Source organism: Bradyrhizobium sp. i1.15.2 (assembly GCF_040548425.1).
Taxonomy (GTDB): Bacteria; Pseudomonadota; Alphaproteobacteria; order Rhizobiales; family Xanthobacteraceae; genus Bradyrhizobium; species Bradyrhizobium canariense.
On the sequence record NZ_JBEPRQ010000014.1, the window covers coordinates 50,089 to 65,428 of the forward strand.

15 protein-coding genes and 1 tRNA gene are annotated in these 15,340 nt (G+C 63.7%); 8 read left to right on the forward strand and 8 right to left on the reverse strand.

Going from position 1 to position 15,340, the window contains the following annotated elements:
• Positions 1–158: 158 nt before the first annotated feature.
• Positions 159–243 (forward strand) — tRNA-Leu (locus ABIB80_RS23710).
• Between the two features lie 153 nt (positions 244–396).
• Here the strand turns inward: ABIB80_RS23710 and ABIB80_RS23715 are convergent.
• Together ABIB80_RS23715 and ABIB80_RS23720 are read right to left on the reverse strand one after the other, a co-directional pair.
• Positions 397–1,218 (reverse strand): DUF2182 domain-containing protein, encoded by an 822-nt coding sequence (locus ABIB80_RS23715; RefSeq protein WP_219684117.1) that lies wholly within the window; start codon positions 1,216–1,218, stop codon positions 397–399.
• Positions 1,219–1,282: 64 nt separating this feature from the next.
• A complete protein-coding gene (locus ABIB80_RS23720; protein WP_007603175.1) occupies positions 1,283–1,912 on the reverse strand; it encodes a DUF1326 domain-containing protein in 630 nt (209 codons plus the stop codon).
• Between the two features lie 257 nt (positions 1,913–2,169).
• Between ABIB80_RS23720 and ABIB80_RS23725 the strand changes: the two genes are divergently transcribed.
• Positions 2,170–2,778 (forward strand): cysteine hydrolase family protein, encoded by a 609-nt coding sequence (locus ABIB80_RS23725; RefSeq protein ID WP_219683993.1) that lies wholly within the window; start codon positions 2,170–2,172, stop codon positions 2,776–2,778.
• Between the two features lie 12 nt (positions 2,779–2,790).
• Here ABIB80_RS23725 and ABIB80_RS23730 read toward each other — a convergent pair whose 3' ends face one another.
• The 5 genes from ABIB80_RS23730 to ABIB80_RS23750 all read right to left on the reverse strand — a co-directional run bounded on the left by ABIB80_RS23730 (position 2,791) and on the right by ABIB80_RS23750 (position 7,648).
• Complete coding sequence (locus ABIB80_RS23730; RefSeq protein ID WP_219683992.1) at positions 2,791–3,951, reverse strand: DUF305 domain-containing protein; 1,161 nt, start codon at positions 3,949–3,951, stop codon at positions 2,791–2,793.
• Positions 3,948–4,127 carry a CsbD family protein gene (locus ABIB80_RS23735; RefSeq protein WP_007603181.1) on the reverse strand — a complete coding sequence of 60 codons (180 nt, stop codon included), beginning with the start codon at positions 4,125–4,127 and terminating at the stop codon, positions 3,948–3,950. The genes ABIB80_RS23730 and ABIB80_RS23735 overlap by 4 nt, the downstream gene beginning before the upstream one ends.
• Before the next feature lie 145 nt (positions 4,128–4,272).
• Positions 4,273–5,877, reverse strand: a complete 1,605-nt coding sequence (locus ABIB80_RS23740) for an alpha-amylase family glycosyl hydrolase (RefSeq protein WP_219683991.1) — start codon at positions 5,875–5,877, stop codon at positions 4,273–4,275.
• A 40-nt stretch (positions 5,878–5,917) separates the two neighbouring features.
• The gene (locus tag ABIB80_RS23745; protein WP_219683990.1) at positions 5,918–6,460 is read right to left on the reverse strand and encodes a hypothetical protein; all 543 of its coding nucleotides are present in this window, start codon (positions 6,458–6,460) and stop codon (positions 5,918–5,920) included.
• Positions 6,461–6,472: 12 nt separating this feature from the next.
• Positions 6,473–7,648 carry a zinc-dependent alcohol dehydrogenase gene (locus tag ABIB80_RS23750; RefSeq protein WP_219683989.1) on the reverse strand — a complete coding sequence of 392 codons (1,176 nt, stop codon included), beginning with the start codon at positions 7,646–7,648 and terminating at the stop codon, positions 6,473–6,475.
• 201 nt (positions 7,649–7,849) lie between these two features.
• On the opposite strand from ABIB80_RS23750, the gene ABIB80_RS23755 reads away from it, so the two are divergent.
• Positions 7,850–8,632, forward strand: a complete 783-nt coding sequence (locus ABIB80_RS23755) for an SDR family NAD(P)-dependent oxidoreductase (protein WP_007603189.1) — start codon at positions 7,850–7,852, stop codon at positions 8,630–8,632.
• Positions 8,633–8,978: 346 nt separating this feature from the next.
• On the opposite strand, the gene ABIB80_RS23760 is transcribed toward ABIB80_RS23755, so the two are convergent.
• Positions 8,979–9,383 carry a response regulator gene (locus ABIB80_RS23760; protein ID WP_219685673.1) on the reverse strand — a complete coding sequence of 135 codons (405 nt, stop codon included), beginning with the start codon at positions 9,381–9,383 and terminating at the stop codon, positions 8,979–8,981.
• An 82-nt stretch (positions 9,384–9,465) separates the two neighbouring features.
• On the opposite strand from ABIB80_RS23760, the gene ABIB80_RS23765 reads away from it, so the two are divergent.
• From ABIB80_RS23765 to ABIB80_RS23785, 5 genes are all read left to right on the forward strand, one after another.
• A complete protein-coding gene (locus tag ABIB80_RS23765; protein WP_219685672.1) occupies positions 9,466–10,473 on the forward strand; it encodes a chemotaxis protein CheB in 1,008 nt (335 codons plus the stop codon).
• Positions 10,474–10,483: 10 nt separating this feature from the next.
• Entirely contained in the window at positions 10,484–10,750 is a 267-nt protein-coding gene (locus tag ABIB80_RS23770) for a hypothetical protein (RefSeq protein WP_219685671.1), read from the forward strand.
• 170 nt (positions 10,751–10,920) lie between these two features.
• The gene (locus ABIB80_RS23775; RefSeq protein ID WP_219685670.1) at positions 10,921–14,088 is read left to right on the forward strand and encodes a CheR family methyltransferase; all 3,168 of its coding nucleotides are present in this window, start codon (positions 10,921–10,923) and stop codon (positions 14,086–14,088) included.
• Positions 14,088–14,834: a Crp/Fnr family transcriptional regulator gene (locus tag ABIB80_RS23780; RefSeq protein WP_007603201.1), complete on the forward strand. Its 747-nt coding sequence runs from the start codon at positions 14,088–14,090 to the stop codon at positions 14,832–14,834. The genes ABIB80_RS23775 and ABIB80_RS23780 overlap by 1 nt, the downstream gene beginning before the upstream one ends.
• Positions 14,835–14,969: 135 nt before the next feature.
• The gene (locus ABIB80_RS23785; protein ID WP_007603203.1) at positions 14,970–15,182 is read left to right on the forward strand and encodes a hypothetical protein; all 213 of its coding nucleotides are present in this window, start codon (positions 14,970–14,972) and stop codon (positions 15,180–15,182) included.
• The last annotated feature ends 158 nt before the right edge of the window (positions 15,183–15,340 follow it).

The window sequence follows — 15,340 nt, forward strand, 5'->3', positions numbered from 1 at the left end:
GCAGGCGGAAAAGGCCGATCCCGGCGCAAGGAGCCGGAACTTTCCTGCCAAGCTTGTGGAATTCAGGGCCTTTGGAGGCTTGTACCCCTCTGGCGGATTTGTTAGATCGGCGCCGTTGATCCGGTTGGCCTTCAAGCCTCAAGCCGGCATCCCCAAAAGCGCTCGTGGCGGAATTGGTAGACGCGCTGCCTTGAGGTGGCAGTGAGTAAAATCGTGGGGGTTCGAGTCCCTCCGAGCGCACCAAGCAAACAGACACGCGAGGGATCTTTTCGCGATCTTCAGTGCCCGCCAGGTTCGCACTACGAACCCTGGCATGGGGCCTCCAGAAGTCTCCGATTTTTGATCTCCCGGCCGAGGGTTCGCTCCGTCGGCGCGGTCCTCGTTCGCGACCCGTCATCACTGCGGCAAGGTCAGCAGGAGCCACGTGCCCGCGGCCACACAGGCGATGCCGGCAGCGCGTGCAATCCAGCGTCCGACCGGCGTGACTTTCTCCAAAAGTACAAGCAACGATAAAAGCGCGATCCAGAGTACGTTCATCACGCCGCCCACGAACAACAGCGCCATCAAAACCCAGCAGCAGACGACACAATAACCTCCATGCCGAAAGCCCAGCAGCACGCATCCTCGCAGCTCGCTGCGAAAGCCGCCGTGGCGCATCAGGAATAGAAACGGCGACTGGCATTGGGCGAGACAGACGTCTTTGAGCCGCGTCCATTGATAGATGCCCGCCGCGATCAGCACGATGGCGCCAAGCACGTTGCTCGCGATCGCCATCCGGGAATTCAGCAGGGCGGCCCGCTCGATCGCCCATTGGAGCAAGGTGGCTGCCAGCGAAAAGCCGCACCAGGCGAAAAGATAACCGGCGGCAAACCAGCCGGTCGCGGCGAATGGCTTGCCTTGCGCTTTGCCCTGTCGGCCTACGCGGGCGTACATCAGGATCATGGGCGCGGCCGAGGGAGCCATCATTCCGATCATCATCACCGCCCACATCAGGAACACATAGGCGAACTCGATCGTTCGCCACGGCGCGTTGGCCGGCAGCATGATTCCGGTCCCGGCCGGGATCATCCGGAACTCGGTCATGTCCATGCCGCCCATGTCCATGTCGTTGGCGAGCCAGAGCACATAGCTCCATGCCAGCGCGACAATGACGCCGATCGCGCCGCCGACGATCCAGCGATCGCGCCGCAGCACGGCTTCCATGGGGCTGTCCGTCATTTGCGATCGATGTTGTGCGATCGATGTCGCCGGCCGCCGATGCAGGCCGGTATCGGGAGTTACATCACACCTGGTTCGACCAGCGGATCGGCGCATAGAGGCCGTTTCTGCCGGAATTATCCCAGCGCATGCCATGATCGCTGAAGGTATTGCCGGCGGCGCCAACGGCCATCACCATTGCGTCGGGGCTGACCGGATGGCCGATGTTCGTCCACATCTCGCCGCTCGGATGCATGGTCGGTAGCGGATTGACCGACATGTGCAGGATGCCGGGGATTTCCGCGGACCGCGTCTTGCCGTCGATCCGGAACGTGATCGGGACCTTGCGCACCCCGAGGTTCTTGCTGATCAGCGGCGCGAACGCAGCCATGGGACCACCGGCGCCGCCGGTGAAGATTGCAGCCAAGGCCTCGGTCTGGTCATCGTTGGCGCGCTGATCGATATAGGCGGCGACCGACCAGTCTCCGTCCGCCATCACCCCAGGTGCGTGGAGGATGACGAGCACATTCAGCTCATCGAGCGCGATATCGCCATAGCGGCCGGTCTCGATGTGGAAGATCAGCGGTACGTTGCAGAAGCCCTCAGTCGGTCGCGCGGTCAACGGGGGCGCCGCCGACACCAGGCAGGGACACACGATGCTGCAACTGCAATTCTCGAAATAGTCACCGGAAAGGTGCCATGGGACATCCGCCACTGCTGTCTCCCGCTTGGCCGAACCCGATAGATGCTTTCGAATGAGCTACGTAGAGTTGAAAATTACGCTTGGTTGGGAAGCGGCGCAAGCCGATTCCACCGACGCCGGGCTTCTCTGGATTGGTCCGCGTCGGCAAGCACTTCCTCCGGCGCGGATGACCGGGGAACGATGGCCGTCGGAATCGCATTGCAGTCGGTGAGCTCGCTGCGGAAATGCCGGCTCCCGGCGCGCGGCCATGTTCCTGATGGTGAAAGACGATGAGAGACAGCGCGTCGGAAGTGACCGACATCAGCGACGCCGTTCACTTGTGCATCGACATGCAGAACATTTTCGCTCCTGGCGGTCTCTGGGAGACGCCATGGATGGCGAGGGTCTTGCCGACGATCGCCTCGATCGTTTCGCGCCATCAGGCCAGAACGATCTTCACGCGATTCATCACGCCCGAGGACCCGGAAGATCGGCCCGGACAGTGGCAGCGCTATTTTCGTCGCTGGCGCGAAGCGACCCGCAAACATCTGCCGCCATCCGGTCTCGAACTCGTGCCGGCCCTGAGCGGCTTCGTTCCGCCGGCTGTCGTCATCGACAAGCCGGCCTATTCGGCATTCAGCAATCCCGGCCTCGCGAGCCTGCTCGTCGAGAAGAACGTCGGCACAGTCGTGATCACGGGCGCAGAGACTGACGTCTGCGTGCTCTCGACGGTCCTGAGCGCCGTCGATCTCGGCTTTCGGGTCGTCATCATCGAGGATGCGCTGTGCAGCTCGTCCGACGTCGGCCATGATGCGCTCATGACGATGTACCGCACCCGCTTTCACGGCCAGGTCGATCTGATGACCGCCGAGGAATTGGCGGAGTTCTGGCGGGAGTAGGGGACGATCCGCTCAATTGACATTGTCGCCGAGCATGTTGTGGAAGGCGGTGGCGACGGCGGCAATGCCGCTGGCGCCGTGCATCAGCGCGATCTCGCCCTGCTGCTCGTGGCGGATGGCGTGGGCCATCACACGCAGGCGCAGATCGCCGCCGCTATGCCACATCTGGTCGGCCATCTTGACTGCGCCTGCGTGATGCTTGCTCATCGTTTCGACGAACAGCGTGTCGAATCGGTCCGCCGGCGCGGCCTTGACCTGCCGCATCTCGGCCTGTGTCAGGAAGCCCGGCATGGCGGCACGTTCGTCCGAGCTGCAATCGGGCATCTCGGTGTCGAACCAGCTCAGCCACCACGTTTCGAAAATCCGGTTCTCGCCGGTCTGGCTTGCGACCATCAGCATCGCCAGCTTTCGCAGATGCGGGTCCTGTGCGCGCTCTGCGGCAATCCGCGCCAGCGCGATGCCCTGGGCGTGATGCGCGGTCATGTGACGGATGTAAGTCTGGTCGGCGTCCCTGTCGCGGCCCATCCACGGCGGCTCGTAACCATGGCTGCCGAACAACGCGGCCGCGCCGAGCAGTGCGATCAAAGCCAGCGCGCCGGTGATCCAGGCGTTGGTGAAGCGAACATCGCGCGCGGGTGCCGCGCCTCGTCTCCAGCGCAACCGGGCGAACAGGGGGTACATCACCGCCGAGGAGCTGTGGACGAGCAGGCCGATCCAGTAGGGCTGCTGCAGCGTGAACAGCGGCTGCCAGAACGGAAACAGCGGCACCAGCACGAACCATTCCATGCTTGACGAGAACACGGCCCAGGGCAGCGCGAGCAGCAGGATCGTGAGCGGCCGCAGGTCGGCGGTCCAGCGCCCGAGCACACCGAAGAACACCAGCGCCCAGGAGAAGTCGGCCCATTGGTGGAAGGCGATCCCGGCAAGGATCGCGCTCCACGACGGCTCCGCGCTGATCGCCCAATCGCGTGCGGGGATGGCGGCCACCGTCATCCAGTCGACGGCGGCATCGCGTCCGATGCGCGCGGCGAAGAGCTGGCTGACGATGGTCGAGAAGGTGCTGCTGATCAGGCCGAGTTCGGCAGCGGCGACCCAGCGCGAGCGTCGCCGTGAGGCGCCTTTATCACCGGTGCGAATTGAATTGGAAATGGTCGACGGCGCGGCGGCGTTCACGTCAGCTGATTGAGTTTCTTCAACGGATTGAGCTCGCTCGGCTTGCTCTGTTCGTCCCGGCCGCGCTCCGCTTGCTCCTTGCCTTCCTCATGGAGATCCTGATCGCCGACGATCTCGCCGACGGCCTGTTTCGCCTTGCCAGCGATCCGCTGACCGAGGCCCTTGGTCTTGCTCATGGTCTGCCTCCAGGCTCACGCCGCCACCCCGGCGCTTGAAGGGGGATGAGCGCCAGGGCCGCGGTTTCGTCTGTTCGGCCTCCGGCAGGGGGGACGTCGGAAGCGTTGAATGAGACTCTCTGACTCGCTGATGGTTCCTCGGCCGTCATCGTGCGTCGAGTGCAATGATCACGCCTTCATTGCCGCGGAGCAGGATGGAGGCGTCCGGCAACGGCTCGGACGGCAGGTCGAGATGCGTGGATATCAGCAGACGGCCGCGACCTTGCCAGTGCCATTTCCGCGGCTCGGCGGCGATGTTGAGCGCAACCAGAATGTCGTTGCCGCCATGCGTCCGCCTGTAGGCCAGAACGTCGTTCTGCGCGCGTAGTGGCTCGTAGCCGCCGTGGCGCAGGCACGCGTGCTCGCGCCGCAGCGTCATCAGCGCGCGAAACAGCGCCAGGATCGAACTTGGGTCGCGCTGCTGCGTGGCCACGTTGGCCGCGCCGTCGGGCGGCTCGAGCGGCAGCCATGGATCGCCGGTTGTAAAGCCGCCGTTGCTGCTGTCATCCCATCGCATCGGCGCGCGTTCGGGATCGCGGCAAAGGCCATACCCCGGCACGAGCTTCTCGAAGGGATCGTGGACGCGGTCGGGCGGAATGGGAACGCGCTTGCGGCCGATCTCGTCGCCCATGAAGAAGAACGGCGTTCCCCGCAGTGTCATCAACAGCATCGCCAGCACGCGCATTTGCGCGTCGCCGATCGTGCTCGCGATTCGCTGCTTGTCGTGGCCACCGATCACCCAGACCGGCCATGCATGATCCGGGATAGCGTTGAAATACGCGTCGATCGTTGCTTGCAGGGACAGCGCGTCCCATTGCGAGTCCAGCAGCGCGAAATTGAGCGGTAGATGCAGGCGCGGTCGGTCGTTGCCGTAGAAGTGGCCGATGCGGTCGGTCTTGCCCTGGACTTCGCCGCACAACATTCGTCCCGGATACCCGTCGATCACCTCGCGGATGAATTCGATGCAATCCATCGTCTCCGGGCGATCGTCGGTAAAGACGGGCGTCTGGCGCTGCGGCGGCGGCTTGCCTTTCGCTCGCGGGTTATGCGGATTGTCGCGCAGCAGCGCGTCCTTGATCAGGACCGCGCTGGCGTCGACGCGGAAGCCGTCGACGCCGCGATCGAGCCAGAAGCGCATGACATCGGCGATCGCGGCGCGCAGCTGCGGGTTGCGCCAGTTCAGATCGGGCTGCTCGACCAGGAAGGAATGGTAGTAATATTGCCGTCGCGCCTCGCACCATTCCCAACCGCTGCCGCCGAAGCGGCTCAGCCAATTGTTGGGCGGGCCGCCATTCTCGGCCGCGTCGGCCCAGATGTACCAATCGGCCTTCGCGCTGTTCCGTGAGCTGCTGCTCTCGACGAACCACGCGTGATCGTTCGCGGTATGGTTGGGCACGAGATCGAGAATCAGGCGGATCTCCGCCGCGTGCAGGGCCTTGAGCAGGCGGTCGAACGCATCGAGGCTGCCGAACGCAGGGTCGATGGAGCAGTAGTCCGAGATGTCGTAGCCGAGGTCGCGGAACGGGCTCTTGGAGATCGGCGTCAGCCACACCGCGTCGACGCCGAGCCATTTCAGATAGTCGATGCGCGATGTCAGGCCGGCAAGGTCGCCCTTGCCGTCACCGTCCGAGTCCTGGAACGAGATCAGTGCGATTTCGTAGATGACGGCGGATTCCCACCACGCACCTTCGTTACGGGACGCCTCGCTCATTGCCTTGCATCACTGTCTTGCATCACCTCGTCGTGCTTCGTCAGGTCCGCCCCGCCGTGGCGTGCGCTGCGATCTGCTTGGCAGCGGTTCGGGCGCCCTCGATGCCCTTGGGATAGCCGCTGCGGTTCGGATACAGCTTGCGCCCCGCATCGCGCGGTGGCCGCCGCGGCTTGGTGTCTTGCGCGGCGCGGTAGTCGAGCATCGCGATGCCGCCGACCATCAGCAGCGCCAGCGCGATATTGCCCTTTTTGGGATTGTCCGCGGTCAGCCCCGAGAGCAGCGCGGCGGCATCGAGGCCGTCACCGCCGACGCGGGCCCACAAGCCGGCGTTCTTGTCGACGGAGAGCGACATGATCCCGGCAAGGATCTCGCGCACGCCGAAGGCGCGGACCAGCGTCTCATGGCCTTCCATGCCCAGCGTTTCCGTGACGCGCCGCGGCGCGAAGAATTCGACGACGCCGAGGCCAATGCTGAACCAGCCGAGCGCACGCGCGAGCTGGTCTTCGGTCCGCTTCAGGCTCGGGCCGCCGGCGACGATCTTGGGGTCGCCCTTGGTGCGAACGATGTTGGAGAAATGGAACATGGATATTGCTCCTCAGGGCTTCAGCACGACCTTGACGCAGGAGTCGCGCTTGTCGCGAAACACCTGATACATCTCGGGGCCTTGGCTGAGCGGGACGGTGTGGGTGATGACGAAGGACGGATCGATCTGGCCTTCCTCGATGCGATGGAGCAGGTCGTCGGTCCAGCGGTTGACGTGAGTCTGGCCGGTGCGCATCGTCAGGCCCTTGTTCATGAAGGCGCCCATCGGAAGCATGTCGGAGAATCCGCTGTACACGCCCGGCACCGAAATGATGCCGCCGGGCCGGCACACATAGATCATCTCGCGAAGAACATGCGGCCGGTCGCTCTCCACCATCACCATCTGCTTGGCGCGGTCGAGCAGCGTGTCGGGCAGGGAGGCCATCACATGCGACTCCATCCCGACGCAATCAATACACTTCTCGGGGCCTCTGCCGTCGGTGAGCTCCTCGAGCCGCTCCAGGACGCTTTCGTTTTCGAAGTTGATGGTGGTGGCGCCGCCGGCTTCGGCCATGCTGAGCCGCTCGGGCAGGCAGTCGATCGCGATCACCTGGTTGGCGCCGAGCAGGATGGCGCTGCGGATCGCCATCTGTCCCACGGGCCCGCAGCCCCAGATCGCGACCGTGTCGGTCGGCTCGATGTCGCATTGCACGGCTGCCTGCCAGCCGGTCGGGAAGATGTCGCTGAGAAACAGCAGCTGCTCGTCGGGAATGCCGGCGGGCACCTTGATATGGGTGGCATCGGCGAACGGCACGCGCAGATATTCGGCCTGACCGCCCGGATAGCCGCCGGTCAGATGCGTATAGCCGAACAGGCCGGCGCCCGAATGACCAAACGCCTTTTCCGCGAGATGACTCTTGCGATTGGTGGTTTCGCAGACCGAGAAATTGCCGCGCTTGCACTGGTCGCATTCGCCGCAAATGATGGTGAAGGGAACGACGACGCGGTCGCCCTTCTTCAGCTTGCCGTCGACGCCGGAGCCGACCTCGACCACTTCGCCCATGGTCTCGTGGCCCATGATGTCGCCGGGCAGCATGCCCGGAATGTAATTGTGAAAGAGGTGCAGGTCCGAGCCGCAGATGGCGCAGCTCGTGACTTTGATGATGGCATCACGCGGATCCTGAATCTCAGGATCGGTGACGGTGTCGCAGCGAATGTCTTCCTTGCCGTGCCAAACCAGCGCCTTCATCTCTGTCCTCCCGCGAGCTACGAGGCATCCAAGTCGAACAACGAACGATGGTTGCTATCGCACGTGGAAAATCTTCGCACCGCACAGTCTTCGGCGGGAGGTTTGCTTCGGCGGGAGGTTTGGCCTGGATAGGAACGAGAGGCGGTTGCAGCCATTGGAGCGTCATCAACGTCATCGCGAGAATACGAGAAGGATACGCTCATGCCCGCCAATCAACTTGCCGTCGTCACCGGCGCCTCCACCGGCATCGGCCTGGAACTCGCAAGATGCTGTGCCCAGGCAGGTTTCAACCTTGTCATCGCGGCGGATGAGCCCGAGATCGAGAGGGTGGCCGTCGATCTCCGCAGGCTCGGCGCCAGCGTCGAGCCAGTCGAGGCAGATCTCGCTACCACCGACGGCGTCGACAAGCTCTGCGCCGCGGTCGGCGACCGGCCGATCGACGCGCTGCTGGCCAATGCCGGCGTCGGCCTCGGCAAGGCATTCCTCGATCAGGATTTTGCCAGGATCAAGCACGTCGTCGACACCAACATCACCGGCACGCTGTATCTGATCCATCGCGCCGGCAACGAGATGCTCCGCCGCAATTCGGGCCGTATCCTGATCACCGGCTCGGTTGCCGGATTCACGCCGGGCAGTTTTCAGGCGGTCTACAACGCCAGCAAGGCGTTTCTCGATTCATTCTCTTTTGCGCTCCGCGAGGAGCTGCGCGACAGCGGCGTCACCGTTACCTGTCTGATGCCGGGCGCCACCGAAACGGAGTTCTTCCGCCGCGCCGACATGATGGACACCAAGGTCGGCACCGAGCAGAAGGATAGTGCCTACGACGTCGCGAAGGCCGGCTTCGACGCCATGTTGCGCGGCGAATCCGACATCGTGACGGGAATGAAGAACAAGATCCAGACCACAATCGCCAACGTCACGCCGAACGAGATGTTGGCCAAGCAACATCGCAAGATGGCGGAGCCGGGCACGGCGAAGTCGTAGAACGATGCTCTCGCAATCTCTGCTGGGCGGTGCGGCCGATCCCGCAGACAGACACAAAGGAGCACGCCGATTCACATAGCCTAATGCGCAAAGCTCCCCGAGCCCTCAGACTGGTTCGGCTGGAAAAAGGGGGCTGCGATGCCGATGGATCGCGTCGAACAGGCCTTTGTCGCAACGGCAATCACGGGTTTTCTGGTGATGATGGCGGCGATCGTCTGGATGATGATGGGCTGATACCGGGGAGGGCTGCTGTTTGCGGATCGCATTGCCCTATGCTGCGGTGCTTTTGTGCCTGGCGGTGACCGCTTGGCTCGCTTTCGCGCATCTGTTCTGATCGCCGTCCGGCTCAACCGTTCGGATCGGAGATGAGCGCCGCCAGCCGCTGCGCCATCGCAGGCAGATCGATCGGTTTCTCCAGGATGGGCACGTCGTGGAATTCCGGACTGATCGCGACCTTGTCGTATCCGGTCGTAAAAATGAAAGGTATGTTCCTTGCCTTCAGTTCGCGCGCCACAGGAAAGATCATTTCACTGCGGATGTTCACGTCGAGCACAGCGGCATCCAGGATGCCGCCGTCACGCAGGATACTGAGCGCGTCATCGAGATCACCGACCGGCCCCGCGACCTCTGCACCGAGCGCCTGACATGCCTTGCCGATGTCATCGGCGAGAAAATATTCGTCCTCGACAATGAAGATGCGCCGCCCGCTGAGCGGCGACCGTGGACCTGACGATCCAGCCGAAATCGCCATGGTACCTTCCATCCCTTGCCTTCCATAGGAACATTGGGCGGTGACCCGCCTTGGTATAACGATACAACCGATAGTGGGTTCCATGAGCAACCGCGACATCATCGTCATAGGTGGCTCGGCCGGCGCGACCGCGCCGCTGAAGCAGATCCTCGGCCGTCTCCCGCCCGATCTGCCCGCGGCGGTGTTCATCGTGCTGCACATCCCGGCGCAGGGCATCGGCATTCTCTCGACGGTCGCCAGCAGCGCCGGCCCGCTCCCGGTCCGGCAGGCCGAAAATGGCATGAAGATCGAGCCCGGCCAGGTTTATCTGGCCGCACCGGACCATCATCTGCTGCTATCCGAGGATCACGTGTTCCTCGGGCGCGGTCCGCGCGAGAACATGGTCCGGCCGGCCATCGACGCCCTGTTCCGCTCGGCCGCCATCAACTACGGCCCGCGCGTCATCGGTGTGCTCCTCAGCGGCCTGTTGTCCGACGGTGCGGCCGGTCTCAACGCCATCAAGCGTTGCGGCGGAACCTCGGTGGTTCAGGACCCCTCGGACGCCATCGCCGATGAAATGCCAAGAAGCGCCCTGGAGGCGACCATCATCGATCTTTGCGTCCCTGGCGCCGGCATGGGCGACGTTCTGTCGGATCTCGCCAGGGAGGTTGCGGGTGCCGCGCTGCCGATCCCGCCCGAGATCCGGCTCGAGGTCGAGATCGCGGCGGGCGAGCGGATCGGCAGTGACAGTCTCGTCTCGATGGCCGATCCGGTTGCGCTGACCTGTCCGGCCTGCGGGGGCGTGCTGTCCGAGATGAAGGAATCGCACCCGATGCGCTTCCGTTGCCAGGTGGGCCACGCCTTTGCCGCCGACATCCTCGCAAAAGAGCAGGAGGGGCAAGTGGATGAAGCCCTGCGGGTCGCACTGCGCATCATTGAGGAGCGGGCTGAGTTGGTGCAGCGCATGGCCTCGGACGGACGGCGCAACGGCCGGCCTGCGGTTGCCGAGATGTACCAGGCGCGGGCTGCCGAATATCGCGAATATGCCGACATGATCCGGAGGGTCGTGCTAAAGTCGCTCGATCCTCCGGTTCGCAAGCGGGAGGCCTGAGGAGGTCGCCATGACCATTTCCCTCGCCGAATGGACCGAGCAGCTCGATACCGAGCGCCGCCATCTGATCAAAGCCGATCGGGATATCGAGGAGGGTTCGCAGCGCATCCGCGATCAGGAGGATCGGATCCGTGAACTCAGTGCCGGTGGCCACGACGCCGGCCAGGCGGAGCGGTTGGTCGAGGTGCTGAAGCAGACCCTGACGGAATGGCTCCGCCACCGCATCCTGATCGAGCAGCGGATTAGCTATCTCCGGCAGCAAGTCGGTCCGGAGTGATCCAGGGGGCGTTGGCAGGCCGCCTAAGCTCCATGCCGAACACCCAATGCTCGCCGTACGGAACGCAGCGTGACGTTTCCGCCTTGCGCCTGTTGGGATAATATCAATTCTGCTATTTCCGGCGAGCGGGCGTCCTCTGGTTCCCGTCACTGAATGAGGCTATCGAGACCATGCATGAAATCGGCGACCAGCCGGTCGAAAGAGAGCGCCAGACCAGGTCTCCGCTGATCATCGGGGTGGGCGCCGCGCCGACAGCTCTGGATAGCGTCGAGCGGTTCTTTTCCAAGCTGACCGTGGGCGCCGACCAGGCCGTCGTGCTGGCGTTCCAGCATCATGAGGCCCTCGACGAGCCGCGGCTGCGCCAGATCGTGCGAAATTCCCACGGTGGCAAGATTTCCGACGTCGGCAATGACCAGACCATCGAGGGTGGCACGATTTATCTGTGCCCGCCCGCGATGATCACGACGATCCACGGCGGTCGCTTCGGCGTCCGCCCGGCCGAGCAGGCGCCCGGCGAGCGGGCCACGATCGACAGCTTCCTGGTGTCGTTGGCGGAAGAACGCGCCGAGCAATCGATCGGCGTGATCCTGTCCGGCATCGGCGGCGATGGCACACTGGGTACCGCGACACTGAAGGACCACGGTGGCCTTGCCATCGCCGAAAAAGGCGCGAGCGACGAGGCGGATCATCTGAAGGACGCCGATACGCCGGCCGCGATCGCCGACTACGTGCTGACCGCCGAAGACATCGCCGAGCACATTCAGGTCTATGCCCGTCATCTGCGCCGGCTGGAGGAGAAGCAGGGGTTCGACGAGGTGCTGGCCGCTGCAGCGACCTCGCTGTCGCGCATCGCCGACATCCTGCGCAGCAAGACCGGCAATGATTTCCACGGCTACAAGCAGAACACCTTCCTGCGTCGCGTGCAGCGGCGGATGCAGGTGGTCCAGATCGGCGACATTTCCGCTTATGTCGATTTCCTGCGCAACGACCAGGACGAGGCGCAGCACCTCTTCAACGACCTCTTGATCGGCGTCACCGAATTCTTCCGCGACAACCGCGAATTCGAGGTGCTGGAGAGCCAGATCGTCCCGAGGCTCTTCGAAGGCAAGGACGCGAGCCAGCAGGTTCGCGTCTGGGTGCTCGGCTGTGCCACCGGGGAGGAGGCCTATTCGATCGCTATCCTCCTGCGCGAGTACATGGCCAAAATGGACTCGCCACCGCAGGTTCAGATCTTCGCGACCGACATCGACGGACGGGCGCTGGCGGCTGCGCGCGTCGGCCGCTATCGCACCAAGATCGAAGCGGAGATGACCGGCGAGCGCCTGGCGCGCTGGTTCGTGCGCGAGGGTGATACCTATTGCGTGGTCAAGGAGCTGCGCGAGATGTGCATCTTCTCGCAGCACAACGTCATCAAGGACGCACCGTTCTCGAAGCTCGATCTCGTCTCCTGCCGCAACCTGCTGATCTATCTGAATGCCGAATTGCAGAACCGGGTGATCCCGCTCTTTCACTTCGCGCTTCTGCCGGATCGTTACCTGTTCCTCGGCAATTCCGAGAACGTGACGCGGCATCCAAAACTGTTCGTACCGGTCGACCGCCGCGCCCGCATCTTCAAGAAGCTCGAGACCGGAACGCGGCTGCCGCCGGAATTTCCGATCACGACCGCCGCGGGGAAGGCAAACCTCGAGATAGCGCCAGCGCGCTCCTTCCGCCCCGACATTGGGCTGGAGCGTCGCGCGCAGCGGATCGCGGAGCGCTATGCGCCCGCCTATGTCATTGCCGACAGCAACTTTCAGGTCCTGCACTTCTCCGGGCGCACCGGACGCTACATCGAGCCGACGGCAGGCGCCGCCACGCTCGATCTGCTCCAACTCGTCCACCGCGATCTCCGCCTGGACCTGCGCGCGGTGCTCAGCCGCGCGTCGGAGACGAACGAGCCGGCCCATGCCGAGCAGGTTCAGCTCGGCGCCAACGGCCAGCACATTCCCGTCGACATCACGGTGGAGCCGATCCAAGAGGGCGGCAGTGGCGATCGCAATTTCGTCGTCCTGTTCAAGGACGGCCCGGTGCGCGCCATCGATGCCGACGAAGGCAAGCCCAATGCGTTGGTGCAGACCGAGCATGTCGAGCGTATCGAGGGCGAGTTGCGGGCGACGCGGGAGCGCCTTCAGGCAACCATCGAAGAGCTCGAAAGCACCAACGAGGAGCTGAAGTCCTCGAACGAGGAATACCAGTCGCTCAATGAAGAGCTTCAGTCCGCAAACGAAGAACTGGAAACCTCACGCGAGGAACTGCAGTCGGTCAACGAGGAATTGACCACCGTCAACGGCGAGCTGGCTCACCGCGTCCAGGAATTGACGCGCGCCACCAGCGACCTCGAGAATTTCCTGGAGAGCACGCAGATCGCGACCGTATTCCTCGACAACGATTTGCGCGTGATGAACTTCACGCCGGCGATTACGCAGGTTCTGCATCTCGTCGAAACCGACAGAGGCCGCCCCATCGCGCACATCAAGGCCCGCATCCCGATCGAGGAGCTCTATGACGACATTCGCGGCGTGCTGCGGACGCTTGCCATCGCCGAGCGCGAGCTGAGGGATCCGGACAGCGGCACGCGCTACATCGTGCGCATCCTGCCCTATCGCAGCATCGACAACTTCATCGCGGGGGTCGTGATCACCTTCGTCGACATCACCGCCATTACCCGCGCCGAGGAGCGGCAGCGCCTGCTGCTGGCCGAGCTCCAGCATCGGGTCCGTAACACGCTCGGCGTGGTCCGCTCGATCGCCCGTCGCACGGCCGATAGCAGTTCGACGGTCGAGGAGTTTGCGTCCCATCTCGATGGCCGGCTCAACGCATTCGCCCGAACCCAGGCGTTGGTGACCCGCGATCCCGAGGGCGGCGTTGATCTCGAATACCTCGCGGTCGAGGAGCTGCTGGCCTATAATGCCAGGGAAGGTGAGCAGGTACGGGTCAGCGGCCCCACGGTGCGTTTTCAGTCGAAGGCCGCGGAAACCTTCGCCCTTGCCATTCACGAATTGGCGACCAACGCGCTCAAATACGGCGCCCTGAGCCGGCCGACTGGTCGCATCGAGATTTCCTGGCGCCTCGAGCAGGGCACCGACCCGGCGGAGCTGGTGTTCGAGTGGCGGGAGCGCGGTGGGCCGCCGGTTGCGCCGCCGCCGCACAAAGGATTTGGGGCCGAGCTTCTGGAGCGCACACTCGCGTTCGAGTTCAAGGGGCAGACCAGGTTGGCATTCAATCCGAGGGGACTGGAATGCACGATCACCATGCCCCTCAGCAAGCGGGCGTTTCATACACCGGCGGTGGCCAACTGATGCCCTTGTCGACGCTAGATCGCAGCCAGGTGGACCCGGTCATTCGCCGGCTAAACGTGCTGAGGCCGTTGTCGATGGAGGCCCGCACCTCGCTCGAATACGCAATGCTCGAAGGAATCCAGCGTGCAGGGGCGGGCGAGGATCTGATCTCGGAGGGCGATCCGGTCGACAGCGTGCGCCTCGTGCTGTCGGGCTGGCTCTGCCGCTACAAGACGCTGGAGGACGGCCGGCGCCAAATTGTCAATTTTCTCTTTCCCGGCGAAAGTTGCGACGCGCACGCGTTCCTGTTGTCGGTGATGGATCATTCCATCGCGGCGATGACGCCGGTCGTCTACACCGAAATCAAGCGCGCGCGGTTCGAAGGTCTCGTGGCTGCCGACCGCGCGCTGGCGGAAGCATTCTGGTGCGAGACGCTCGTCAACAACGCGATCCAGCGCGAATGGGCCATCAATCTCGGCCGCCGGGTGGCCTTTGAACGCGTGGCCCATCTGTTCTGCGAGATCATCGAGCGGCTGCGTCCTGTCGGGATGGTCGAGGGCAATTCCTGCGTGATGCCGGTGACGCAGATGGATCTTGCGGACGCCACCGGCCTGTCGGTGGTCCATCTCAACCGCACGGTTCAGGAGCTGCGTGCCTCCGGCCTGATCGTGCTGCGCGATCGCACGCTGACCATCACCGATCTCGATGCGCTCAAGGACGCGGCGCTGTTCTCGCCGAGCTATTTGCAACTCTATCGACGGGCCTAAGCGTCTTCTCGGCTGTTCCGAGATACTTGATCCAGGTTAGCGTTCGCGGATGTTTTTTGAGCGGATGGCTGATTTTGAGTAATTGACGTAACTTACGTGAAGGCGGTTTCATCCCGAATCTTCTATCGTCGTTCGATGAACGACGTCCTGCTTGCCCGCGCTGAGCGCGCGATCGAAGCGAGCCGCGCCCTCCGGGCGCAGCGCAGAGCGGTCGCGGATCAGCTTGATGACGCCACGCGCGAGGTGCGCCGGGTGGTGATGGAAAGCGCGATGTTGCGCTCGGAGCTCAAGGCCCTTCGCGACAACCGGGAACAGCAGGATCTCAGACACCGCGTGCCGTCGGAATAGGAGCCGACGACATCAAACGCTAGCATGCGCCGGGATGGGTGCCTCGCTCAGCGCCGCTTCGCTGCTTTGGATCGCCTGTTGTAAGGCGAGCGGTTGACGGGCTTGAGCGAAATGCCTTCGCGCTGCGCCTTGCTGCGAATGGCCGCGACCGGGTGATG